We start from the raw sequence: 24,999 nt of genomic DNA on the forward strand, positions 1-24,999 counted from the left end.
CCGATTAAAGAATAGAGCTGATGTGATTGATTTATTCGCAGGAGACTTCATCGGGTGGTCTCCTTTTGCTTATTGAGTTCGGCTTCGCGGGCCAATCCGGCTTCTCGCGCGACCTTCATTTGACGTTGCTTCTCGCGCCGCTCTTCATCTTGACGCGTGAGTTCTTCGTCCACCGTGCCTGTGGCCACATAAGGGTCATCGTCAGTTGGTTTGACTTGGAGACTGTTGTGTCCATTTGCGTTACCGTCCTGCACCATCAGCTTCACGCGGTCTCCGGAAAGAAATATGGCAAAGAGTGCGCCTGCCCGTGGGCCATACTCCGGCACCTCCGCTTCGGCTTTGTACCAAGCCCCCCATGCAATACCGTCTAGCTTCTTATTGGCAATCCACCGCACCGTTACCTTTAGGCCAGGACGCCATCTTTTGGGGAAGGCGGCGCAACATTTTTCCGCCCCCCCTCCGGATGGCATGTTGTCTGGGGTGGCGGGCATGATGTTTGGTCCGCCGCCGCTGATGCCGTTGTCATCGTGGCCTTTCACGTTGAAGGTGTGGATGTAGTACGGCGTGTAGTTCAATCCGCTGACACCACCGTATTGCATGGGGTCGCCATCATCCCGTGCCGCCATGGCCGCGCGGTCATCGCAGCCGGCTAGTAGGGCGAGGCTGATCAGCAAAAGCGCCCTGATTAATTGGGTTTTCATAAGCTGACGTTCCGAATCAAGGACAGACGGATGCGCACGCGCTTTCCGCACGAGGCACCGCAATCCCTTGTGATCGGTTCTTTCAAATGCATTCGGCTATCTCGAGCGCTTGGCTTTCGTAAGCAATTGCTCCCACGTTGCAGGGTGAATGCCTTCCTCACATGCCGCCATGGAGCTGCCGCTATGCATGCGCTTTTCCAATGCGATGCGAACGCTGCCGTGTTCGTCGAAAGCTGGGCCGTATTGGTAGGACAGCTCGCAAAAGCGCAGTCTGTCAGCGGGTTCGGTTAAACCCCATGCTGCAGCTTTCTGGTAGCGATGCAGGAAATCCGAGAACCGGGGGAGGTAAGGGCCATCCTGCTTTACAGTGCCGTTCTCCACCAATGCTGCGAGAAGCTGATCGGGCTCGCAGTGATCAACAAGCCGGTCGAGTTGCTCTTGGGTGAGCTGAATCGAAAGTGGAACGGTTTGCGTGGCGCCGCTATTCGCTGGACCATCAATGCGTTCCCAGCTTTCGCTGTGGCCGCGGTATTTCCACTGCTCGATGGGGTCCATGAGCTTGTCGCTGATTTCATCCCCCCAGACTTCCATTGCGAGCAGCAGATTGCGTGGGTCGTAATAGCGGACCAACGCCGTCATGCCATCGCCAATGTCGGCAATCAGGAATTGACGCAGGTGGCGCACGAGCGGATCAATATCGGCACGGCTCCAGATCAAGGTGAGACATGGGGCCTGCAAGTCCATCGCATCCAGCTCGGCCAGCCACGGTGCGTTGGCGTCAGCCACCCGTGCGAGGAAGAGCGAAGCATCTCCTGCTTCTTCTTCTGGCAAGCCGGCGTAGACGTTGCGGAATTCGGTGCCCGCCTCGCGCAGCAAGGCGGCCAGGCGCAAAGGGTAAGCAGCGCCATCCGCCAGCACATAGATATGAACCGTGTTTTCGTTTCCTGACATTGCACACTTTGGGATGGCTGAGAGAGTGGCCGGCTCGCGATGACGGAGCGACGTCTGCGAGCCGGAGGGCTTGCCGGGCGTGCTAGTCGTCTTGGCGCGCGAATGCGCTGGCATCCGGAACGTGCTGTACCAGGGCCGGATCAATGACGAGGGGTTGGGCTGCCTGGATATCGCGCGTGTTCTTTTGCACCGCAATGGCGCCGAACAGTGCAAGGGCAAACGACATGCCGTAGAAACCCTTTTCGCTCAGGGCAAGCGTGGCATTGAACAGACCCACGCACAGTAGCAACACCGCCAGAAGGACGGAAACCCAGCTCAGGCCGTAGTAGATGCCCGTGACGGGGATACCTTCGAGCCGGTCTCGCACGCTCTTTTGTACCGACACAGCGGCAAAGAGGCCGTAGACGAGCACGGTGAAGTAGTAGCCCCGCTCGTTCAACTGCATGTTGGCATTGAAGAGTCCAACGAGAAACGCAAGAAAGCCGGCTAGTAGCGCCGCCCAGGAAGTTGCGACAAAGGCAAAAGAGGGGCGGTGCGCTTGATAGGAATTTCGCATGATCAGTTCGATGATGGTTGATGAAAAGTTGGGGGGAGTTAGCGGGGCACCACGGCGGTATTGCGCATGGCGGCCTTCAGCAGGCATTCGAGGCACACCTGCTTGGGCTTGAGATCGACCGGCATGCTGCTTGGGCCGGTGAGGTTTTTACTGGCGGCGTGGACTTTCCACGCGCCTTCGGTGCCGTTTTCGATACCGCCGGTGGTCAACTTGATATAGCTGCCTCCACCGTTGAGTTGCAGCTCCTGCTTGGCCTTGATGATGATCTTCTCGGCGGTGGCGGTAATTTCGAGCTTGGCGAGCAGGTGGATGGAATCTTTGAGGGCCTGCACATTGATGTTGCCGGCGGCAGCAACAAAGCGCATTCCTGCCTCGTAGACAAAGACACGCCATGCCTGCCGAACGCTGGCGAAGAATCCTCCGCCAGCTGTGACGGATACATGGTCTCCGGTGGTAATGGCGAGATGCGTGCCACTCTGCAGGTGGGTCAGACCCGGTGTTGAGGTGGCGATGCCCACGGGGCTGGTCAGCGCAAGCTGAGGAGCCGTGAATTCCTTGAGCGGTCCATCGCCCTTGAGCGCGGCATGCTGGCGTGCCATGGCCTTGGCGATTTCCTTCTGCTCGCCATTCTGGGCATCCGCCTGCTGAGCGGCGTCGGCCAGTTGCTCGGTCTGACACTCCGCTTGTTGCAAGGCGTCCACCATATCGCCCATGCTCAAAGCGTAGTCGTCTCCGTGGTTACGCTTGTAGGTCGTCAGAAGCATCCCCATCGATGCCCGCATGGCTCCCCACGCATCGGTGCGCAGCTCGTAGCCCTCACCGCGCTTATGCCCGCGACCCTGCCAGCCAGGAATCGCAACGATGTGGCCGAGCGCCAATTCCGATGATTGAAAGTCCGAGCCGATTTGAGCCTGCGGTTGCCCCGGTGTGTCATCCGCCAGAATCTTGTTTTGGCGGCCACTGCCGCGGCCTTCTCCATCGGGCAATTCCTGGCTGGCAAAACCCGAGAGCGCTTGCATTTGAGGCAAGACCCACGGTGGCAGGTTCATCTGGTTGTAGACGCGCTCGGTGGCGATGAGGCAGTCCGGGTCGCCATGAATGCCAATTACCAGGACCTCTTGCCCGACCCGCGGCAGGTGCATGGCGCCAAAGCGATGGCCCGCCCACGCATTGGCAACGCGTACCCAGCATGAGCTGTGCTCGTCGTTGTTGCCGTACAGGTCGTACGGCATCTGCACCTTAATGCGCCCGTACTGATCGGTATGTATCGGGTGTCCTGCCGGGCCGACTACACGCGCTTGGATCGGGCCAGACATACGTGGCTTGTGCTGCGTGCGTGCAGGCCGGAATATTTCGTTGGTGGGCTGTACCTCGAATTCCACTTCGCAACGCCATTGCTGGCCGGTTCCCGTGGTTTCGCCTATGTCTTCAATGCGAAGCTTGGTGCCGAAGATGAGGTATTCACGGTTAGCTTCCTGTTCAAGAAAACCAACGAGGTGGAAGGTGCAGCCCGGCACTATTGCGCGCAAGTTACCCTTGCCTTTGCCGCGCAATCCAAGCTGCCGGATTTCCTCCATCCGAATGCGAGCGATGAATCGGCCTTCGTCCCATGGGTCGCTGCCGGTTGCCGGCTGGCTGTGGTCGCCGGGGTATTCGTAGAGACTGTGCGTTGAGTGCGCCGTCTCGCGCGGGTCGCAGTCCCGAATGCTCAGGTCGGCACGAGGCTTGCCAAAGTCGTAGTCCGATGTACGCCACTCGCCCGAGACAAGCTGGTCAATGAGTTCGAATTCATGGGCATGTTCTTCGTCGATGCGGTCTGGTGCGGCCTGCCAGCGGATCGTGTGATATGCGGCGCTTGAGCAGGGCCCGAATGCGCTATTGCTGTCGGTTAGCACAAGGCGTTGCCGCCCGCCGGAATGGGCCATGAACCAGGAAATTCCCCACTCTTGAGTGAGGCGCTGGAAGTAGGCGAAGTCCGTCTCGCCATACTGCTGCTGAAAGACCCTTGTGGGGTACCTCCGCATATCCAGGCGCTTTTCTACCGGATAGATGTAATTTGCGAGCAACGCATCCAGAATCTGAACAACGTTCTTTTCCTGGTAGATCTTGTAGTCTGAGCGCCGCGTTGCAAGCCATAGCCAGGGCCTCAGTGTGAGGCGATAGGCGATATGTCGGCCTACCAGATAGGGGCCGCGCACCCGTGTGACGATCCCGGTGATTTCGCGTGTGCCTGCACCTGCGCGGCCTTGCAAACCGATGCCCGAGCCATCCAGTTCGATCCGGATCGTGACTTCAGTGCCCTCCAGGGTCTTCTTGTCTAGGTCGGCTGCGGGGCCATAGATCGCGTGACGCTCATCTGGCGTGCGCAGTTCCAGATCGTATTCGAACAGTTCGTTGAGGTTGTCCGTGCCGGATAGACTTGAAAACACCAAGGTGGGTTGCCCAAGGAGCATGGGCAATGCTGCGCCTGAAACGGAAATGGTGCGGCCAGAAAGCGGCAAATGATCAAGGCCGTCCATGAGGGGGCTCCTTTGGCAGGTAATCGACAAAATGAAATACGTGCAAACCTGCCAAAGGCTGCCAAAAGCGATGCCGCAAATACATGAGACGGTTCTGAAAACCGTTTCTGATTTTCAAAATCAGAATTCAGAACAAGTGATAGCAAATCGAACGTCGAAAGCGACATTGATGGGCTTGTCCCAAAAGGAAACGGGCACCCGAAGGTGCCCGTTTCTCTGGCGCGTTGAAAAGCAGCGTTTGGTTCAGCCTAGCAACAACGCATCGTCATCCACCTTGGCGCCGCGCGTTTCCTCGAACTTCTGCAGCAGATGCGGCACGTCCAGGCCTCGGCGTTCCTCGCCTTGCACGTCGAGGATCACGTTGCCCTGATGCAGCATCACCGTGCGATCGCCGTAGTCGAGCGCCTGGCGCATGGAGTGCGTCACCATCATCGTCGTGAGCTTGCTTTCCGAGACGATCTTGGCGGTCAGCTCCAGCACGAAGGCGGCCGTTTTCGGGTCTAGCGCGGCGGTGTGCTCGTCCAGCAGCAGGATGCGCGACGGCTGTAGCGATGCCATCAGCAGGCTCACGGCCTGGCGCTGGCCGCCGGAGAGCAGGCCAATGCGATCGGTCAGGCGGTTTTCGAGGCCCAAGTCCAGCCGGCGCAGTTGCTCGCGGAAGATCTCGCGCCACTTGCGGTTGGTCGCGAACTGGAAACCACGACGCTGGCCGCGGCACATGGCCAGCGACATGTTCTCTTCGATGGTCAGGTTTTCGCAGGTGCCGGCCATCGGGTCCTGGAACACGCGGGCGACCTTGTCGGCGCGTTGCCACGCGGTCTTGCGCGTGACGTCTTCGCCGTCGATGGTGATGCTGCCCGAATCGACGATGTAGTCACCGCTGATGGAGTTCAGGAACGTCGACTTGCCGGCGCCGTTCGAGCCGATCACGGCCACGAACTGGCCCGAGGGGATCTCCAGCGACAGGCCGCGCAGCGCGCGCATCTCGATGGGCGTGCCTGGGTTGAAGGTGAGGGTGAGTCCTTGTGCGCTCAGCATGTCAGTTCCCCTTGGTACGGGTCTTGGCCAGCTTGCCGAACACCTTGCGACGCATGCCGGGCAGCACGAGGGCGATCACCACCAGCGCAGCGGTCACCATGTTCAGATCCTGCGCCTGCAGGCCGATGAAATCGCTATTGAGTGCCAGGGCGATGAAGAAGCGATACAGGATCGCGCCGACCACCACGGCCAGCGTGGTCAGCACCAGGCGGCGTGCCGGCAGCACGGTCTCGCCGATGATGACGGCGGCCAGGCCGATGACGATGGTACCGATCCCCATCGACACATCGGCGCCGCCCTGCGTTTGCGCGTAGAGCGCGCCAGCGAGGGCCACCAGTGCGTTGGACAGCGCCATGCCGGCCAGCGTGGCTGCGCCGGTGGCGATGCCCTGGGCGCGGGCCATGCGCGGGTTGGCGCCCGTGGCGCGCAGCGACAGGCCGATCTGCGTGGAGAAGAACCAGTCCACCAGCAGCTTGACGACCACCACGACCACGCCCAGCAGCACCGGGCGGAACACGTAGTCGGGCATCCAGTCCGGCTGCAGCAGCGAGAAGACGGTCGGCTCGGAGATGAGCGGCACATTGGGCTTGCCCATGATGCGCAGGTTGACCGAGTACAGCGCGATCATCATCAGGATACTGGCGAGCAGATCCATGATTTTCAGGCGCACGTTGAGCCAGCCCGTGACGAAGCCTGCAGCGGCACCGGCCAGGGTGCCACCCAGCGTCGACACGAACGGATCGTGTCCGCCGGCGATGAGCGTGGCCGCCACAGCGCCGCCCATCGGGAAGCTGCCGTCGACAGTGAGGTCAGGGAAGTTGAGGATGCGGAAGGAGATCAGCACCCCGAGCGCCACGAGACTGAAGATCAGACCGATCTCCAGGGCGCCGAGCAATGAAAACAGTGACATGACGGAGTAGGGCGCGGTGATTGGGCACCGGCCTGTGTGCAATGAACGGGACGCTTGTGGGTAGCAGCGTAAGCGCCCGGCCATTATGCGGCGGATAGCCACGTTGCGGCGCGGGCAGCCAGACCCGCGCCAGGCCGGCTCCGTCAGGCGGAGGCCGACCCGGCGCCTTGCGAGTTACTTGATGACTTCCTTGGCGTCCTTCAGCAGGTCCGCCGACAGGGTCGCGCCTTGCTTCTTGGCCGCGCCTTCGTTCACGAACAGCTCCAGGTCGGTGCTGCCGGCCGAGGCGATGGCGCCGGGCTTCTCACCCTTCAGGATGCGGGCGACGACCTTGCCGGTCTGCTGGCCCAGCTTGTAGTAGTTGATGCCCAGGGCGGCGATGGCGCCACGCTTCACGCTATCAGTATCGCCAGCCACCAGCGGAATCTTCGCTTCGTTGGCCACCTTCACCAGCGATTCGTATGCCGACACCACGTTGTTGTCGGTGTTCGTGTAGATCACGTCGACCTTGCCGATCAGGTTCTTGGCGGCCGGGGCGATGTCCACGGTGCGCGGCGCAGCCGATTCGACCAGCGTCATGCCTTGCGCCGACAGCAGTTTCTTCAGCTCAGTCACGACCACGACCGAGTTCGCTTCACCCGGGTTGTAGACCATGCCGATACGCTTGGCATTCGGCACCACACGCTTGATCAGGGCGATCTGCTTGTCCAGCGGCAGCTTGTCAGACACGCCGGTCACGTTGGTGCCGGTCGGCGCCCAGCTCTTGACCAGTTGTGCGGCCACCGGATCGGTCACGCCTGAATACACGACGGGGATCGACTTGGTGGCAGCCACGACCGCCTGCGCCGACGGGGTAGCGATGGCGATGATGGCGTCCGGCTTGTCGCCGATGAACTTGCGGGCGATCTGCGCGGCGGTGGCCGTGCTGCCTTGTGCGCTCTGGTATTCCCACTTCAGGTTCTTGCCTGCGTCAAAGCCTTCGGCCTTGAGTTGTTCCTTGGCGCCGTCGCGGATGGCATCGAGCGCCGGGTGCTCAACGATGGCGAGCACTTCAACCGACTTCGTGGCCTGGGCCAGCGCAGGTGCGGCTTGCAGCAGAGCCATCGGAATGGCAGCGAGCGCGGCAATGCGGAAGGCGTGCTTGAACGTGGACATAAGGATCTCCTGTTTCCTTTTGGGTGGTTTCGCTCTGGCGGCGAGCGGGATATGCCCGTGCCGGCGTGGTTGGTTTTTCAGACTCTCTTGATTCTTGAGTGCACCGAAGCAGTGCAATGCTGGCGCACGTGGGCGCACATTATGGGACAAATCGCAATGCTTTTCAGCAAACACTTCAAAAGAACTTGGGGGTGCAGGAGGGGGATTCCGGTTGCGTGCGATGCAACGCGGCCATCAAGTCAAAAAGGGGCACGAGGCCCCTTTTTTCACTGCCCCAACGGGCTGCTGCTTACTGGATCTTCGCTTTTTCGCGCAGGTCTTTCAGCATCGCCTGGAACTTGCTGCGTTGCCAGTTCTGGTCGCCCATCATCATCTCAAGCAGTTGCGGCTTGACGTCTTCGTACGACGGGATCTTCGCGTCGCGCGTGTCGTCCAGACGGATCACGTGCCAGCCGAATTGCGTCTTGACCGGCGTCTGCGTGATCTGGCCCTTCTTCAGGCCGGTAAGAGCTGCCGAGAATTCCGGCACGTAGGTGCCCGGGTTCGCCCAGTCCAGATCGCCGCCGTTGGCGCCCGATCCCTTGTCCTTCGATTGCGCCTTGGCGATGTCTTCAAACTTGGCACCGGCCTTCAGCTTGGCGATGATGGCCTTTGCGTCGGCTTCCTTGTCCACCAGGATGTGGTGGGCGTGGTATTCCTTGCCGTTGCCGAACTGCGCCTTGATCTTGTCGTACTGCTTGTGCAGCTCGTCTTCGGTGGCGGGGCTGTTCTTGACGTAGTCCTCAAACTCGGCGGCCACGAGCACGTTCAGGCGGGCCGATGCCAGCTGTTCCTGAATGTCGTCGCGCTCCAGCAGACCGCGCTTGGCGGCGTCCTGCTCGATCAGTTCACGGTCGACCAGCATGTCGCGGGCCTTGGCACGCAGCTCGGGCGATTCGGGCTGGCCCGACTTCTTGATCAGCGCGTCCACCTTGGCGCTCGGGATGGCTTTGCCGTTGACCACCGCGGCATTTTGCGCCATGGCGGGAGCAACGGTCGCAGCAAAGGCAACAGCCAGCAGGCTGGCAGTGAGGCTGGAAATCTTCATGGGATTGCGTTCGAGGGAAGGACGAGTGAGCGTGGAATGCGCTTACGTGTTTTCTTCGGGAGTGACCGCGCGGATCGCCAGCGCATGGATTGCCGCTGGCCACAGCGTGTGCAGCGCATCATACACCATGCGATGACGCGCCAAACGGTTCTTGCCGGCAAAGGCCGCGCTGACGATTTCGACGTTGTAATGCCCGCCGCCGGAAGCCGCGCCGGCGTGTCCGGCGTGCTTGGCACTGTCGTCTTCCACGGCGAGGTGGACGGGCTCGAACGCCTCGCGCAGGAGGCGTTCGATTTCACGCGGATCGGCGGCCATCAGCGGTCGTCTCCGATGTTGGCGTCGTTGGCCGCGTTGGCAGGGCGCTCCTGCATGTGGCGCGCAAGCCAGACACTTTGCACGAGGATGAAGACCACCATCAGCCCCATCGATCCGAACAGCTTGAAATTGACCCACACGTCGGTGTCGAAGTTGTAGGCCACGTAGAGGTTCAGGCAGCCCATGGCGAGGAAGAACACGGCCCACACGAGGTTCAGGCGGCCCCACATCGGCTCGGGCAGCGACACCTGCTGCTCCATCATGGCGCGGATGAGGTTCTTGCGAACGAACACCACGCTGCCCAGCAGCACAACGCCAAACAGCCAGTACAGCACCGTCGGCTTCCACTTGATGAAGGTTTCGTTGTGGAAGATGAGCGTCGCGCCGCCGAACACGCCGATGATGAGCAGCGACAGCCACTGCATGGCGTCGACCTTGCGGTGCTTGAACCACACCCAGGCGATCTGCAGCACGGTGGCGACCATTGCGACGGTGGTCGCCACATAAATACCGGCCACCTTGAAGGCAGCAAAGAACAGGATGACCGGGAACAGATCGAACAGGAATTTCATGCGGGAACGCGCTTAGGTGGGCAGGTGCGGAAGATCAATCGCCGAATTTTAGCGCAGCCGAGTTGATGCAATACCGCAGACCGGTCGGTGCGGGGCCATCTTCGAACACGTGGCCGAGGTGCGCGCCGCAGTTCTTGCACTGCACTTCAATGCGCAGCATGCCGTGCGAGCGGTCGGTTTTCTCGGCGATCACCTCGCCGTTGATGGGCTGGAAATAGCTCGGCCAGCCGCAGCCCGCATCAAACTTGGTCGACGATTCAAACAGCGGCGTGCCGCAGCAGACGCAGTTGTAGACGCCGCGATCCCAGTGGTCCCAATACTTGCCCGTGAAGGGGCGCTCGGTGGCGGCTTCGCGGGTGACGCGGTATTCGATGTCGGAGAGTTGGTCGCGCCATTCGGCGTCGGATTTCGTGACGGTCATGGTGATGAGACTCCTTGTTGGATTCGGCAGCCGCCGGCCGGAAGCAATCGGGCGGCTGACGTTGTTTGTCGTGCTGCTGCGGCAATCCTGACAGGCGCGGATTAGAGCACGGTGTCAGTTCCGGCGCATCACGCCTGCCTGTATGTCGGCATGCCGGATCACGACGAGCAGCTCACTTCCAACGACGATGCCCAATCGGGTGCGGGCTGGGCGTAATGCTCGAAGCCGGGATGATCGTCGAACGGGCGGGCCAGCACGGCACGCAGGTTTTCGACTTCGGAGAAATCCTTTTCCTTGGCGCGGCGGATGGCGATTTCAGCCAGGTGGTTGCGCAGCACGTATTTCGGGTTGACGCGGTGCATAGCAGCGGCGCGCTCGTCGTCGGATTGCGGTTCGGCTTGCATGCGCTGGCGATAGGCGGCAAGCCACACGTCTGCGGCTGCGCGATCGAAGAAGAAATTGCGCACGGTGCGCGCTTCTGCCGCGGCGGGCGTGTCGTCGCGGCGCACCTCGGCAAGGTGGCGGAAGAACAGCGTGTAATCGGTGCGCTGTGTGTGCAGCAGTTTGAACAGGTCACCGAACAGCGTTTCGTCTTCGTCCTGCGCGGTGGAGAGGCCCAGCTTCGCGCGATAACGTGCGTAGAAGGCTGCGCCGTAGACGTCGCGGTAGGTCAGCAGGACGTTTTGCGCGGCGTCGATGGCGGGTTGAGCCTGTGCTTCGTCGCTCAAGTTGATGAAAACGTCAGGATCTTCGCCGAACAAAGGCAGCAACGCCTGCGCAAGGCAGAACAGGTTCCAGTAGCCAATTTGCGGCTGCTGGGCGTAGGCGTAACGGCCACCGGTGTCGGAGTGGTTGCAGATGTGGTTGGCGTCGAAGCCATCCAGGAAGCCGAACGGGCCGTAGTCGAGCGTGAGGCCGAGGATCGACATGTTGTCGGTGTTCATCACGCCGTGGCAGAAGCCAACGGCTTGCCAGTCGGCCATCAGTTCAGCGGTGCGGCGGGCAAGTTCGCGCAGCAGGGCTAGATACGGTTGCGGCTCGCTGCGGGAGGCGGGGTAGAAGCGGTCGATGACGTAATCGGCGAGTGCGCGAAGCTGCGGCAGTTGTTCGCTGGCGGCAAAGTGCTCGAAGTGGCCAAAGCGCACAAACGACGGCGCGAGGCGCGTGACAACGGCGGCGGTTTCGATCTCTTCGCGGCGGACGGGGGCGTCAGCGCCGGTTACGCACAGGGCGCGTGTGGTTGGAATGCCGAGGCCCGCCATGGCTTCCGAGCACAAAAATTCGCGGATGGATGACCGCAGTACCGCCCGGCCGTCACCCATGCGCGAATACGGCGTACGGCCGGCGCCTTTGAGCTGGACTTCGCAGGGGCCTTCGGTGGTCTGCAGTTCGGCCAGCAACAGCGCGCGGCCATCGCCCAACTGCCCAGCCCACACGCCGAACTGGTGGCCCGAATAGACGGTGGCGAGCGGGTCGCTCCAGGGGGCGACGGCGTTACCGGTAAAGACGGCCAGCCCGGCGGGGGTGTCAAGTTCGGCGCGCGTGATGCCGAGCGACGCCGCAGCGTCTGGCGAAAACCCAACCAGATAAGGTTCGCCAATCGGTCCGGAAGGCATGGGCATCGGCGGCAGGCGCGTCAGAAAGCGTTCGCCCAGCGCGGAAAAACCGGGGGCGACGGTGGGACGGCCAGGCCAGTCGAAAGGGCTCGCAAGGGAATCGTCAGGCAAGGCGGCAGGGGAGGCAGTCATAGGGTGGGGCGGTAGGGCAGGCGGCCGATAGCACAGGAAACGGCGCAAAAACAGTGCCGAACCTTCAAACGTTGTGCGCTTTGCAGCGCAGCAAAATACACTTTACGTAGGGGAAAACGCCATGTTGAGACGCAGCAACGCTATCGCGTATTGTACTTGCGAGTAAAGAAAGCTGCAGCCTGCGAACCCTTGCACCACAACGATTCGCACGGTTTTTCAGATGGCCGGGTAAACATGGGGGCCGATGTGGCAGCGCACAACAATATCCCGTTGACGTGCTTGGCGATCACGGGAACAATCGGCCAAAAAATAGAACGGTTGTTCAGTTTTTTCTAGGAGACACCATGGCCCTGATGGGACAAATGATGAGCGCCCCTTTGCTCATCTCGACCATCATCGAACATGCAGCGCGCAATTCCGGTTCGACTGAAGTCGTGTCGCGCCGCGTCGAGGGCGATATCCATCGCACCACGTACCGGCAAGTGCGAGACCGCTCCAAGCAACTGGCAAATGCGCTGGCCGCACTCGGTGTGCAGCCCGGCGAGCGTGTCGGTACGCTGGCCTGGAACGGCTATCGCCACCTTGAAATCTATTACGGCGTGTCTGGCTCGGGCTCGGTGTGCCACACCATCAACCCGCGGCTATTTCCCGACCAGATCGCCTACATCGTCAATCACGCTGACGACCAGTACGTCTTCTTCGACCTGACGTTCGTGCCGCTCATCGAGGGCATCGCACCGCATTGCCCGAACGTGAAGGGCTGGGTGGCGATGACTGATCGCGCGCACATGCCCACCTCCAGCGTGCCGATGCTCTGCTATGAAGAGCTCCTGGACGCGCAGAGCGCCGACTACACCTGGCCGCAGTTCGACGAGAACACCGCAGCCGGCCTGTGCTACACCTCGGGCACCACGGGCAACCCGAAAGGCGCGTTGTATTCGCATCGATCCACGGTGCTGCATTCGTATGCGTCAGCCTTGCCGGATGCCCTTGGATGCTCGGCGCAGGACGTGATCCTGCCGGTGGTGCCGATGTTCCACGTCAATGCGTGGGGGCTGCCGTATTCGGTGCCGTTGGTGGGTGCCAAGCTGGTCTTCCCGGGGGCGAAATTGGATGGCCCCTCGCTGTATGACCTGTTCGAGCAGGAGAAGGTGACGTTCTCTGCCGGCGTGCCGACCGTGTGGCTGGGCCTGCTGCAACACGTGCAGGCCAACAAGCTGAAATTCTCGACGTTCCGCAAGACCGTGATTGGCGGTTCGGCTGCGCCGCCGGCCATGATCCGCACGCTCAAGGAACTGGACGTGGAAGTCATCCACGCGTGGGGCATGACCGAGATGTCACCGCTGGGCACCACGTGCAAGCTGATGGGCAAGCATGCTGACCTGCCCGATGAGGCCAAGCAGCAAGTGCTCGAGCGCCAGGGTCGCGCCATCTACGGCGTCGAAATGAAGATCGTCGATGCGGAAGGTCAAGAACTGCCGTGGGACGGCAAGGCCTTCGGCGATCTCTACGTGCGCGGGCCGTGGACGATCCAAAGCTATTACCGCAACGACAAGTCGCCGCTGGTCGACGGCTGGTTCCCGACGGGTGACGTGGCGAATATCGATGTCGACGGGTACATGCAGATCACCGATCGCAGCAAGGACGTCATCAAGTCCGGCGGCGAGTGGATTTCGTCCATCGATGTGGAAAACGTGGCCGCTGCGCACCCCGGCGTGCACATGGCCGCGTGCATCGCGTGCCATCACCCGAAGTGGGACGAACGCCCGCTGCTGGTGGTGATGAAGAAGCCCGGTGTGGAACTCACGCGCGAGGAGATGCTCAAGTTCTTCGAAGGCAAGGTCGCCAAGTGGTGGATTCCGGATGACGTGGTGTTCGTCACCGAAATTCCGCTCACGGCCACCGGCAAGATGCAGAAGCTGAAACTGCGCGAGCAGTTCAAGGATTATCAGTTTCCCGCAGTACAGGCTTAGCTACATATAGAAACCGCCGCCCGTGCATGGGTCACCCCGGCACGAGGACGGCGGGCGTAAGACAACCGGATCAGGGCCGGCCGCCGCGCGACGGACACGTCGACGCAGTGGGATGAAGCCCGGGCGCGTTGCAACCTGGAGACGCAAGCAGCCGCACGCCCACCAGAGGCACGCGGAGAGTGACTCGCCGGCGGCTCCACCACATGAAGGAGACACGCATGACGAAGTTCCGTCCGTTGGTTGTGGCTGTTGCATGTGTTGCGGCAATCGGTGGGGCAGTCCTGCCCACTGCATCGTCCGCCGCCGAAACCGTGAAGATCGCCTGGATCGATCCGTTGTCCGGCCTGATGGGCGCGCTGGGCCAGAACCAGTTGCGCAGCTGGCAGTACATCGCCGATCTCGCCACGCAGAAGAACTGGGCCGGCGACGGCACGAAGTTCGAAGTGGTGGGCTTTGACAACAAGCTCTCACCGCAGGAAAGCCTGACGGCGCTCAAGCAGGTGGCCGATCAGGGCATCCACTACATCGTGCAGGGCAACGGCTCGAGCGTCGGCATGGCGCTGGAAGACGCCGTGGCCAAGTACAACGAGCGTAATCCGGGGAAGGAGATCGTCTACCTGAACTACGCTGCGGTCGACCCGGATATGACGAACAGCAAGTGCAATTACTGGCACTTCCGCCTGGACGCCAACTCCGACATGAAGATGGAAGCGTTGACCAGCTTCCTGGCGAAAGATCCGAAGGTCAAGAAGGTCTACCTGATCAACCAGAACTATTCGTTCGGTCATCAGGTAGCACGTGCGGCCAAGGAATATCTCAAGCGCAAGCGTCCGGACATCGAGATCGTGGGGGAAGACCTGCACCCGCTGGCGCAGGTGAAGGACTTCTCGCCGTACGTCTCGAAGATCAAATCGTCGGGTGCCGATACCGTCATCACCGGCAACTGGGGCAGCGACCTGGCGCTCCTGATCAAGGCCGGCAAGGACGCGGGCCTGAACGCGAACTTCTATACCTACTACGCCTCGACCACGGGCGTGCCGACGGCGATGGGCTCCGCAGGCGCAGATCACGTGAAATACGTGGGCTACTGGAACGTCAACAACGACGGTTACAAGGGTGCAGATATCGTCGAGGGCTACAAGAAGAAGTACAACGACGATTTCTACCTGATGGCGTCGTACACCGGTATCGCCATGCTGGCCAAGGCCATCAAGCAGACCAAGTCTGCCGAGCCTGCCAAGGTTGCCAAGGCCTTTGAAGGCATGAAGGTCGACAGCCTCAACGGCACCTTCGAGATGCGCGCGTCTGACCACCAGGGCCAGCAGCCGCTCTACATCGCCACCTGGGAAAAAATCAACGGCAAGAACGTCAAGTTCGACCAGGAGAACACCGGCTACGGCTGGAAGACCGACGCTGTGCTCGACCAGTACGTCGCGTCGCAGCCGACCTCCTGCCAGATGAAGCGTCCTCAGTAAGGCCGCGGATGGTGTGCCGAAGGGCTGCCCGATGCTATCGTGCGGCGATGTTTTAAACGGAGTCCATGGGCCACGCATTGATGCGTGCGTCCCATGCTCCGCCGAATCTGCTGGAAGGGTTGCAGCGTGGAATTTCTAGTCATCAATCTCTTGAACGGCATCAGCTACGGGCTGTTGCTGTTCATGTTGTCTTCGGGCCTGACGCTGATCTTCAGCATGATGGGCGTTCTCAATTTTGCGCATGCCAGCTTCTACATGCTGGGCGCGTATTTCGCCTATGTCGTCAGCGGCTATCTGGGCTTCTGGGCCGCGCTGATCGTGGCGCCGCTGCTCGTTGGTGCGCTTGGCGCCGTGGTCGAGCGCTACGGGCTGCGCACGGTGCACCGCTATGGCCACGTCGCCGAACTGCTGTTTACCTTCGGTCTGGCCTATCTGATTGAAGAAGGCGTGAAGCTGGTGTGGGGCCTGCCCGCCGTGGCGTACCGCGTGCCGGACGCACTGGACGGCCCGCTGTTCACGCTGTTCACCTCGTCGTTCCCGAAGTACCGCGCCTTCATGATGCTGGTGTCGCTGCTGATGCTGGTGGGCATCTTCCTGCTGCTCACGCGCACACGTATCGGGCTTGTCATTCAAGCCGCGCTCACGCATCCGGACATGGTGGAAGCGCTGGGCCATAACGTGCCGCGCGTGTTCATGCTGGTGTTCGGCGGCGGCTGTGCGTTGGCGGGGCTGGCGGGCGTGATTGGCGGCAATGCATTCGTGACCGAGCCATCGATGGCCGCGGCGGTCGGCTCCATCGTCTTCGTGGTGGCGGTCGTGGGCGGCATGGGGTCTCTGGTGGGCGCGTTCATCGCGTCGCTGCTGATCGGCTGCATCCAGACCTTTGCCGTCACGCTGGATATTTCGGTGACGAGCGTGCTGGAGAAGATCGGCGTCACGCTCAATCCGGACGTGCCGCTCATCTCCGTCTGGAACCTGACGATTGCGCAAGTCGCACCGGTGCTGCCATATCTGCTGCTGGTGCTGATGCTGATCTTCCGCCCGCGCGGGCTGATGGGTACGCGGGAGAGCTAAATGGAACGCACCATGCACCAACAAGCGCAACAACAAGCCGCGCTGCCGGCCAACGATCGAGCGCAGACGATGAAATTCAAACCGGTCAATCTTGCCCGCTGGCTGCTCTGGGGCGCCACCGCGCTGGTGATGATCGTGCTGCCGCTCATCTGGCCGCAGGGTTTTGCCATCACGCTGCTCTCGCAGATGGGCATCATGATCATCTTCGCGCTCTCGTACAACATGCTGCTTGGCCAGTCCGGCATGCTGTCGTTCGGGCACGCGGTGTACGCCGGCCTAGGCGCCTTCATGGCTGTGCACGTGCTCAACAAGATCGGCGCCATGCAGACGCTGGGCATCGGCGGGCCGCTCGCCGTTGCGCTATTGCCCATTGCAGGCGGCCTGGGTGGCGCGCTGTTCGGCGTGATCTTCGGCTATGTCACCACCAAGAAGGCCGGCACGACGTTCGCCATGATCACGCTGGGTATCGGCGAGATGGTGTTTGCCAGCGCGTTGATGTTCCCGGACTTCTTTGGCGGCGAGGGCGGTGTCTCCACCAACCGCAGCATCGGCGACGCGCTGTTTGGCGTGACGTTCGGGCCGGGGCGCCAGGTGTATTACCTGATTGCCGCGTGGTGCCTGATTTCGATGGCGCTGATGTATGCGTGGACGCAGACGCCGCTGGGCCGCATCGCCAACGCCGTGCGCGACAACCCTGAGCGGGTGGAGTTCATCGGCTACAACACGCAGCGTGTGCGCTTTCTGGTGGTGATCCTGTCTGCGTTCTTCGCGGGCATTGCCGGCGCGCTGTCCTGCATCAACTTTGAGATCGTGACGGCCGAGAACGTGTCGGCAGTGCGCTCGGGTTCGGTGCTGCTGGCGGCCTTCATTGGCGGCATGGGCAGCTTCTTCGGGCCGATCATCGGCGCGGTGCTCACCGTGTTCTTTACCGTGGCGCTGTCGGGCATCACCAAGGCGTGGCTGCTGTACCTGGGGTTGTTCTTCGTGCTGATGGTCATGTACGCGCCGGGCGGCATCGCCAGTCTTCTGGTCATGCATCTGCCGATCCTTCGGCGCGGCAAGCTCAAGACGCTGCTGCCGGCTTATGGCGTGGCGATCGTGCCGGCTGTCATTCTGCTGATTGCGTTGATCTCCACCGTGGAAATGATCTACGCCGTGCAGGACGACGCCTCGGGTGGTGTGGCCACGCTGTTCGGCCTGTCTGTCGAACCGACTACCCTCAAGCCGTGGATTGTCACCGCCGTGCTGTGGCTGGTGGGCGCTTTCGGCCTGCGTGCTGCGGCTGGCAAGCTGCGCACCGCTTGGGACAACGCATTGCAGGAGCCGCAACCATGAGCCAACCGATATCTGGGCCGACCGCAGCGCTCGAGTTGCGCGATGTTCGTAAGCGCTTTGGCGCAACTGAAATCATTCGAGGGGTCAACCTCACCATTGGCAAGGGTGAGCGCCATGCGCTCATCGGCCCGAACGGCGCCGGCAAATCGACCACGTTCAACCTGATCTCGGGCCGCTTTCCGGCCAGCTCAGGAAGCGTGCGCCTGAACGGAGAAGAGATCAGCGGCTTGGCGCCGTTCGAGATCAACCGCAAGGGCCTGTCGCGCAGCTTCCAGATCACCAACATCTTTCATCGGTTGTCGGTATTTGAGAACCTGCGCTGCGCGGTGCTCTGGTCGCTCGGCTACAAGTATTCGTTCTGGCACAAGCTGGCCGAGCTGCGTGACGCACGCGAGCGCGCTGAAGAAGTGCTCGAGCAGATCGGCATGACACATCGGCGCGATGCCGCCGCAGGCTTGCTGACCTACGCCGAGCAGCGGGCGCTGGAAATCGGCGTCACCATCGCGGGCGGTGCCGACGTGATCCTGCTGGATGAGCCAACCGCCGGCATGAGCCGTTCCGAATCGGATCACGCGGTGGACCTCATCCGCAAGGTCACGGTAGGCAAGACGCTGGTGATGGTCGAGCACGACATGAGTGTGGTGTTTGGCCTGGCGGATCGCATCTCGGTGCTCGTCTATGGCGAAGTGATCGCCACCGATACGCCCGAAGCCATTCGCAATAACCGCCGCGTGAAAGAGGCTTACCTCGGCACCACGCTGGACGAACCTGCAGGAGCGCATTGATGGCAACGAATACTCCGATGTTGGAGGTGCGCGACCTGCACGCGTACTACGGCAAGAGCCACATCCTGCACGGCGTCGACATGCACGTAGGCGAGGGCGAGATCGTTGCGCTACTCGGCCGTAATGGGGTGGGGCGTTCGACCCTGGCCAAGTCCATCATGGGCATGGTCCGGCACGAAGGCGAAATCCTGCTGCGCGGCAAGAACGTGAGCGGCCTGCGAACCTTTGAAGTGGCGCACAAGGGTATCGGCTATGTGCCCGAGAACCGGGACATCTTCCCCACGTTGACAGTGCGGCAGAACCTGCTGCTTGGCGAGAAACGCAACCCGAGTCAGCCCAAGCCGCGCTGGCAGGTGGAAGACATGTACCAGATGTTCCCGCGTTTGAAGGAGCGTGAGAACACGGCTGCAGGTGTGCTGTCGGGCGGCGAGCAGCAGATGCTGACGCTGTGCCGCACGCTGATGGGCGACCCCGATTTCATCATCATCGACGAGCCGACCGAAGGTCTTGCGCCGCTGATCGTGACACTCGTGGGCGAGTACCTGAAGACGCTCAAGGAGCGGGGGATTTCCGTGCTGCTGGTGGAGCAGAAGCTGGCCATTGCCCTGGACATTTCACAACGCGTCTATGTGATGGGGCACGGGCAGATTGTGTTTGAAGGAACGCCCCAGCAGTTGAAAGCGGACGCGAAAGTCCGGCAGGAGTGGTTGGAGGTTTAAACGCCACACGTCGGACCACAGCGCACAGAAGGCCCGCATGGACAACCGTGCGGGCTTTTTTTCTTGCAGTCAGTTGGCGATCGTGCCCGCCGCAGTCGCTTCGGCGGTGGTTTCGGCTTGCTGCAGGTGCTCCACGCTGAACTGCATCTCCGAGTACTTCACGAACCGCGTCTTGAATTTCCAGCGGTAAGCCAGCCAGATCGCCACAAACAGGATCACACCGCAGTACGTTGCGATGAAGGCGCCAAAGTTATCCACGGGTGCAAACAGCGCTTTGGTGTTCTGCCCAAGAATGATCACCACGCACAGGATCGCCACCATGATCGGCCCGAACGGGAAGAACGGCGACCGATACGCCAGTTGCTCCACGGAATGCCCCTGGCTCGTGAACCCCTTGCGGAACCGGTAGTGCGCCAGCGCAATGCCGAACCACGCGATGAAGCACGTTACCGCAGATGTATTCAGCAGCCACAGGTAGACCACCTGGTCGCCAAACAATGAACTGAAGAAGCACAGCGCGCCAACGGCGGATGTGGCCAGCAGCGCGCGGTGCGGCACGCCGTTTGCCGACACCTTGGCAAACCAGCGCGGTGCCTGACCTTCGAGCGACAGGTCGTACAGAATCCGCGTCGACACATAGAGGCTCGACGTGCCGGACGACAGCAGCGCGGTCAGCACCACCGCATTCATCATCCCGGCGGCAAACGCGAGGCCCGCATGCTGGAACACCAGCGCAAATGGGCTGACGCCGACGTCTGTCGCTTCATTGCGCAGCAGGTTCGGATCGGTGTACGGCAGCAGCACGCCGATGATCAGGATCGCCAGCACATAGAACAGCAGGATGCGCCAGAACGTCTGGCGAATGGCGCGCGGGATGGTGCGGGAGGGGTTCTCTGCCTCGCCGGCGGCAACGCCAATGGTCTCGACACCCTGGAACGAGAACCCGGCAATCATCGCCACACCGACCATGGCCGGCACACCGCCCACGAACGGCGCTTCACCCACGGTGAAGTTCTGCCAACCCGACTGCGGCCCGCCGTGCATGATGCCGAGGATCATCGCCAGGCCGATCAGCAGGAACACGATGATCGTCACCACCTTGATCATCGAAAACCAGTATTCCGCCTCACCAAAGCCGCGCACGGAGAAGGCGTTGAGGCCAAACATGAGCAGCAGGAATGCGGCGCTCCACACCATGCCCGACACGCCCGGGAACCAGTACTTCATCACCAGCTGTGCGGCGGCCAGTTCCACAGCAACGGACACGGCCAGCGCAAACCAGTAGTTCCACCCCAGCGCAAAGCCGAAGCCTTCTTCCACGTACAACCGGCTGTAAGTCACGAACGAGCCCGAGACGGGCAGATGCACTGCCAGCTCGCCAAGACTCGTCATCAGGCAATAGACCATCACGCCGATCAGCGTGTAGGTCAGCAGCGCGCCGCCAGGCCCGGCCTGCGCAATGGATGCGCCGGACGCGACGAACAGCCCCGTGCCGATGGCGCCGCCAAGGGCGATCATCATCAGGTGGCGCGCGCGCAGGCGTCGGCGCAGTTCGGATTGGGCCTCAAGCCCGGTGGGGGTGATGGATGTGTGCATAGCCAGAGGCGCCGGAGTGGGCGGCCCAATGAAAACGCCCGCCGGATGCCGTGCAAACGGCTGGCGGAGCGGGGTGATTACAGCGTACGGTTTGCGACGGTCGGCAATTCGGGGCCGGGGTCTTGGCCGGCCAGCGAATCGCGTAGCACAGGCGGGCGCGGGAAGTGCATGTCCTGGTAACGGACAATGCCGCCGCCACGCACCAGCCGGTAGCCGATCCAGATCAGGAAGAACACCGGGATGCCGATGTACGTGGCGATCACCGCCGGCCAATCAACGGTGCCGGTGGTGAACGCCTGGTAGTTCTGGCCGAGCGTGATGACCAGGCACAACCCAAACGCGAACAACGGGCCATATGGGAAGAACTTGGAGCGGTACGGCAACTGCGCCGGATCATGCCCCTGCGCCACGAGCCCCTTGCGGAAGCGATAGTGACTGATGGCAATGCCGAGCCATGCCACGAAGCCGGTCATGCCCGAGGTATTCAGCAGCCACAGGTAGACCGTCTTGTCGCCATACAACGAACTCAGGAAGCACAGCGCGCCGACGGCGGTCGTGGCCAGCAGCGCATTGCGCGGCACACCGTTCTGGGTGAGTTGCGCAAAGATGCGCGGCGCGCGGCCCTCGGTGGCCAGGTTGTAGAGCATCCGCGTGGACGCATACATGCCCGAATTGCCCGCCGACAGCACCGCCGTCAGGATCACCGCATTCATCAGGCCCGCGGCAAACGCCAGGCCTGCATGCTTGAAGACGAGCGTGAAGGGGCTCACGCCAATGTTCGTCACTTCCGTCGACAGCAGATTGGGGTCGGTGTACGGCACGAGCACGCCGATGATGAAGATCGCCAGCACGTAGAACAGCAGGATCCGCCAGAACACCTGCTTGACCGCACGCGGAATGGTGCGCGCCGGGTCGGCCGATTCGCCGGCCGCCACGCCAATCAGCTCCGTCCCCTGGAACGAGAACCCCGCGATCATCGCCACGCCGATCATCGCCGGCAGCCCGCCCACGAACGGCGCATCACCCATCGTCAGGTTCTGCAGGCCCGATTGCGGACCACCCTTCATGATCCCGAAGATCATCGCCAGGCCAATGCCGATAAATAAGATGACGGTGACGACCTTGATGAGTGCGAACCAGTATTCCGCCTCGCCAAAGCCGCGCACCGAGATGGCATTGAGCAGGAACATGATGGCGAGGAAAACGGCGCTCCACAGTACGCCCGGCACGTCTGGAAACCAGTAATGCATGACGAGCTGCGCGGCCGCCAGCTCAACGGCAATCGTCACGGCCCAGTTGTACCAATAGTTCCAGCCGAGCGCGAAGCCGAAGCCTTCGTCCACGTAAAGCGCACCGTAGGTGGCAAACGACCCGGAAACCGGCATGTAGGCAGCAAGCTCGCCCAGGCTGGTCATCAGGAAATAGACCATTGCCCCGATGAGGATATAGGCGGCGAGCGCGCCTCCGGGGCCCGCCTGCGAGACCGACGCACCCGAGGCCACGAAAAGCCCGGTACCGATCGACCCGCCGATGGCGATCATGGTGAGATGGCGCGCGCGCAAGGTGCGGCGCAAGCCCGGCGTCTCTGAAGACGGGGTAGCGTGTTCTGACATGGATACAGAGTGGTCGATTTTGCTCGGATCGCGAATCAAATCGACGAAATGTGACGAGACGTTCCCGCGCCTGGTGGGCGTCCGGCGAACGAAATGCGCGACTCTATCAAAACCGTCACGCAGCGGGCAAAAAATCCATGCTGCAGCACACGCGTTTGAACCCGTCGGGGCGCGCTGCATCGCCCGCCAGACGGCGCCGTGCAGCGCAAAAATAAAAATTGAACGACCGTGCTATTTTGTGTATTCTGTGTCGAGTCGCGGCCTTACCGCGCGTTAAAAAAACGATAGTTGAGAGACAGTTCAACCGCGAGGCACGGTGCGCCTGATCTGCCGGCCCTCGCATCACCAAAGGAACCAGCATGACTGCGGAGTACAAGGTCCAGGACGGCGTTGCCGTCATCACGCTCAGCAACCCGCCCGTCAACGGCCTTGGCCACTCCACGCGCCTGGGTATTGTCGAAGGCATGGTCAAAGCTGGCGATGACGCCAACGTTAAGGCCATCGTGATCACCGGTGCGGGCAAAGCCTTCTCGGGCGGCGCCGATATTCGCGAATTCAATACGCCCAAGGCGACGCAAGAGCCGACGCTGCACGCCGTCATCAAGGCGGTTGAGTCGAGCAACAAGCCGGTCGTGGCGGCCATTCACTCGGTGGCGATGGGCGGCGGGCTGGAACTGGCGATGGGCTGTCACTATCGTGTGGCCGCACCGGGCGCGCAGATCGCGCTGCCGGAAGTGAAGCTGGGCATCCTGCCGGGCGCAGGCGGCACGCAGCGTCTGCCGCGCGCCATCGGCCTGGAACCGGCCTTGAACATGATTGTGTCCGGCAACGCCATTCCGTCGGAAAAGCTGGCCAAGAGCGGCCTGTTCGACCAGATGATCGAAGGCGACCTGATGTCGGGCGCCATCGATTTCGCACTGAAGGCCGCAGCCGAAGGCAAGCTCCCCAAGCTGCGCGATCGCAAGGTCGAGCACGATAACCCGCAAGGCTTCCTGCAATTTGCCCGCAACACCGTGGCCGCGGTTGCCAAGAATTTCCCGGCGCCGGGCAAGTGCGTCGACGCCGTGCAGGCCGCAGTGGAAAAGCGCTTTGACGACGGTATCAAGTTTGAGCGCGACTTGTTCATCGAACTGGTGAATACGTCGGAATCGCGCGCGCTGCGCCACGCTTTCTTTGGCGAACGCGCTGCCAGCAAGATCCCCGATGTGCCGGAAGACACGCCGGTGCGCAAGGTGGAGAAGGTCGCGGTGATCGGCGCCGGCACGATGGGCGGCGGTATCTCGATGAACTTCCTGAACGCAGGCATTCCGGTCACGATGCTGGAAACCAAGCAGGAAGCACTGGACCGCGGCGTCGCCACCATCCGCAAGAATTACGAGAACAGCGCCAAGAAAGGCAAGCTCACGCAAGAGAAGGTCGAGCAGCGCATGGCCCTGCTGACCCCGACGCTGTCCTACGACGACATCAAGGACGCCGACCTCGTCATCGAGGCCGTGTTTGAAGAAATGGGCGTCAAGGAAGTCGTGTTCAAGAAGCTGGACGAAGTCGTCAAGCAGGGCGCGATCCTGGCGTCGAACACGTCCACGCTGGATGTCGACAAGATCGCCAGCTTCACCAAGCGTCCGCAAGACGTGGTCGGCATGCACTTCTTCAGCCCGGCCAACGTGATGAAACTGCTGGAAGTCGTTCGTGGCAAAGCGACTGCCAAGGACGTGCTGGCCACGGTCATGAAGCTTGGCAAGGCCATCAAGAAGACGGCGGTCGTCTCCGGCGTGTGCGACGGCTTCATCGGTAACCGCATGATCGAGCAATACAGCCGCCAGGCCGGCTATCTGCTCGACGAAGGTGCGCTGCCGGAGCAGGTCGACAAGGCCGTCGAGAAGTTCGGCTTTGCGATGGGCCCGTTCCGCATGGGTGACCTGGCCGGCAACGACATCGGCTGGGCTATCCGCAAGCGCCGCGCCGTGGACAAGCCGGACATCGTCTATTCGAAGACCGCCGATCTGCTGTGCGAGATGGGCCGCTTTGGCCAGAAGACCGGTGGCGGCTGGTACGACTACAAGGCGGGCGACCGCAAGCCGTATCCGAACCAGCAGGTCAACGACATGATCGTCCAGCATTCGAAGGATCTGGGCATCACGCGCCGCAAGATCTCGGACGAAGAAATTGTCGAGCGCCTGGTGTTCGCGCTGGTCAACGAAGGCGCAAAAATCCTGGAGGAGGGCATTGCCTCCAAGGCGTCGGACATCGACATGGTCTACCTGACCGGCTACGGCTTCCCGCTGTTCCGCGGCGGCCCGATGCTCTACGCAGACACCGTCGGCCTGTACAACGTCGCGCAAGCCATGCACCGCTACAGCAAGGGCTACCACGGCGAAGCGTGGAAGCCGGCGCCGCTGCTGCAGAAGCTGGCGGACGAAGGCAAAGGCTTCAACGGCTGATGCGCGGCTAACCGA

At 61.7% G+C, this 24,999-nt stretch carries 21 protein-coding genes; 7 read left to right on the forward strand and 14 right to left on the reverse strand.

Features of this window, described 5'->3' with window-relative positions:
• Positions 1–47 precede the first annotated feature (47 nt).
• The 12 genes from DOD19_RS06865 to DOD19_RS06920 form a co-directional block, all read right to left on the reverse strand.
• The gene (locus DOD19_RS06865) at positions 48–701 is read right to left on the reverse strand and encodes a DUF3304 domain-containing protein (RefSeq protein WP_112184792.1); all 654 of its coding nucleotides are present in this window, start codon (positions 699–701) and stop codon (positions 48–50) included.
• Between the two features lie 96 nt (positions 702–797).
• Entirely contained in the window at positions 798–1,652 is an 855-nt protein-coding gene (locus tag DOD19_RS06870) for a DUF4123 domain-containing protein (protein WP_024975624.1), read from the reverse strand.
• An 82-nt stretch (positions 1,653–1,734) separates the two neighbouring features.
• Complete coding sequence (gene yiaA / locus DOD19_RS06875) at positions 1,735–2,208, reverse strand: inner membrane protein YiaA (protein ID WP_112184794.1); 474 nt, start codon at positions 2,206–2,208, stop codon at positions 1,735–1,737.
• A 38-nt stretch (positions 2,209–2,246) separates the two neighbouring features.
• On the reverse strand, positions 2,247–4,727 hold the full coding sequence (tssI, locus tag DOD19_RS06880; protein WP_112184796.1) for a type VI secretion system Vgr family protein: 2,481 nt from the start codon (positions 4,725–4,727) through the stop codon (positions 2,247–2,249).
• Between the two features lie 243 nt (positions 4,728–4,970).
• Positions 4,971–5,765, reverse strand: a complete 795-nt coding sequence (locus DOD19_RS06885; protein ID WP_024975627.1) for an ABC transporter ATP-binding protein — start codon at positions 5,763–5,765, stop codon at positions 4,971–4,973.
• Position 5,766: 1 nt separating this feature from the next.
• Positions 5,767–6,675, reverse strand: a complete 909-nt coding sequence (locus tag DOD19_RS06890) for an ABC transporter permease (protein WP_112184798.1) — start codon at positions 6,673–6,675, stop codon at positions 5,767–5,769.
• Between the two features lie 174 nt (positions 6,676–6,849).
• Positions 6,850–7,830, reverse strand: coding sequence for an ABC transporter substrate-binding protein (locus DOD19_RS06895; protein ID WP_024975629.1), 981 nt, complete (start codon positions 7,828–7,830; stop codon positions 6,850–6,852).
• Between the two features lie 289 nt (positions 7,831–8,119).
• Entirely contained in the window at positions 8,120–8,917 is a 798-nt protein-coding gene (locus DOD19_RS06900) for a peptidylprolyl isomerase (protein WP_024975630.1), read from the reverse strand.
• Between the two features lie 42 nt (positions 8,918–8,959).
• Positions 8,960–9,232 carry a BolA family transcriptional regulator gene (locus DOD19_RS06905; protein WP_024975631.1) on the reverse strand — a complete coding sequence of 91 codons (273 nt, stop codon included), beginning with the start codon at positions 9,230–9,232 and terminating at the stop codon, positions 8,960–8,962.
• Positions 9,232–9,804 (reverse strand): septation protein A, encoded by a 573-nt coding sequence (locus tag DOD19_RS06910; RefSeq protein ID WP_024975632.1) that lies wholly within the window; start codon positions 9,802–9,804, stop codon positions 9,232–9,234. Before DOD19_RS06910 ends, DOD19_RS06905 begins: the two co-directional genes overlap by 1 nt.
• 34 nt (positions 9,805–9,838) lie before the next feature.
• On the reverse strand, positions 9,839–10,225 hold the full coding sequence (gene msrB, locus DOD19_RS06915) for a peptide-methionine (R)-S-oxide reductase MsrB (RefSeq protein ID WP_112184800.1): 387 nt from the start codon (positions 10,223–10,225) through the stop codon (positions 9,839–9,841).
• Positions 10,226–10,383: 158 nt separating this feature from the next.
• Complete coding sequence (locus DOD19_RS06920; RefSeq protein WP_024975634.1) at positions 10,384–11,973, reverse strand: YdiU family protein; 1,590 nt, start codon at positions 11,971–11,973, stop codon at positions 10,384–10,386.
• A gap of 344 nt (positions 11,974–12,317) precedes the next feature.
• Between DOD19_RS06920 and DOD19_RS06925 the strand changes: the two genes are divergently transcribed.
• From DOD19_RS06925 to DOD19_RS06950, 6 genes are all read left to right on the forward strand, one after another.
• Positions 12,318–13,946, forward strand: coding sequence for a 3-(methylthio)propionyl-CoA ligase (locus DOD19_RS06925; protein WP_112184802.1), 1,629 nt, complete (start codon positions 12,318–12,320; stop codon positions 13,944–13,946).
• Between the two features lie 218 nt (positions 13,947–14,164).
• Positions 14,165–15,421 (forward strand): branched-chain amino acid ABC transporter substrate-binding protein, encoded by a 1,257-nt coding sequence (locus DOD19_RS06930; protein WP_112184804.1) that lies wholly within the window; start codon positions 14,165–14,167, stop codon positions 15,419–15,421.
• A gap of 126 nt (positions 15,422–15,547) precedes the next feature.
• Positions 15,548–16,495 (forward strand): branched-chain amino acid ABC transporter permease, encoded by a 948-nt coding sequence (locus DOD19_RS06935; protein WP_024975637.1) that lies wholly within the window; start codon positions 15,548–15,550, stop codon positions 16,493–16,495.
• Positions 16,496–17,830, forward strand: a complete 1,335-nt coding sequence (locus DOD19_RS06940) for a branched-chain amino acid ABC transporter permease (protein WP_112184806.1) — start codon at positions 16,496–16,498, stop codon at positions 17,828–17,830.
• Entirely contained in the window at positions 17,827–18,615 is a 789-nt protein-coding gene (locus tag DOD19_RS06945; RefSeq protein WP_045206313.1) for an ABC transporter ATP-binding protein, read from the forward strand. The genes DOD19_RS06940 and DOD19_RS06945 overlap by 4 nt, the downstream gene beginning before the upstream one ends.
• The gene (locus DOD19_RS06950) at positions 18,615–19,334 is read left to right on the forward strand and encodes an ABC transporter ATP-binding protein (RefSeq protein ID WP_024975640.1); all 720 of its coding nucleotides are present in this window, start codon (positions 18,615–18,617) and stop codon (positions 19,332–19,334) included. Before DOD19_RS06945 ends, DOD19_RS06950 begins: the two co-directional genes overlap by 1 nt.
• A 69-nt stretch (positions 19,335–19,403) precedes the next feature.
• On the opposite strand, the gene DOD19_RS06955 is transcribed toward DOD19_RS06950, so the two are convergent.
• Positions 19,404–20,930, reverse strand: coding sequence for an amino acid permease (locus DOD19_RS06955; RefSeq protein WP_024975641.1), 1,527 nt, complete (start codon positions 20,928–20,930; stop codon positions 19,404–19,406).
• A 77-nt stretch (positions 20,931–21,007) separates the two neighbouring features.
• Entirely contained in the window at positions 21,008–22,543 is a 1,536-nt protein-coding gene (locus tag DOD19_RS06960) for an amino acid permease (protein WP_112184808.1), read from the reverse strand.
• Positions 22,544–22,902: 359 nt separating this feature from the next.
• Here DOD19_RS06960 and DOD19_RS06965 point away from each other — a divergent pair, with 359 nt between their 5' ends.
• The gene (locus DOD19_RS06965; RefSeq protein WP_112184810.1) at positions 22,903–24,984 is read left to right on the forward strand and encodes a 3-hydroxyacyl-CoA dehydrogenase NAD-binding domain-containing protein; all 2,082 of its coding nucleotides are present in this window, start codon (positions 22,903–22,905) and stop codon (positions 24,982–24,984) included.
• The last annotated feature ends 15 nt before the right edge of the window (positions 24,985–24,999 follow it).

This window comes from Ralstonia sp. GX3-BWBA, from assembly GCF_003290055.1.
In the GTDB taxonomy this organism is placed as follows: domain Bacteria; phylum Pseudomonadota; class Gammaproteobacteria; order Burkholderiales; family Burkholderiaceae; genus Ralstonia; species Ralstonia holmesii.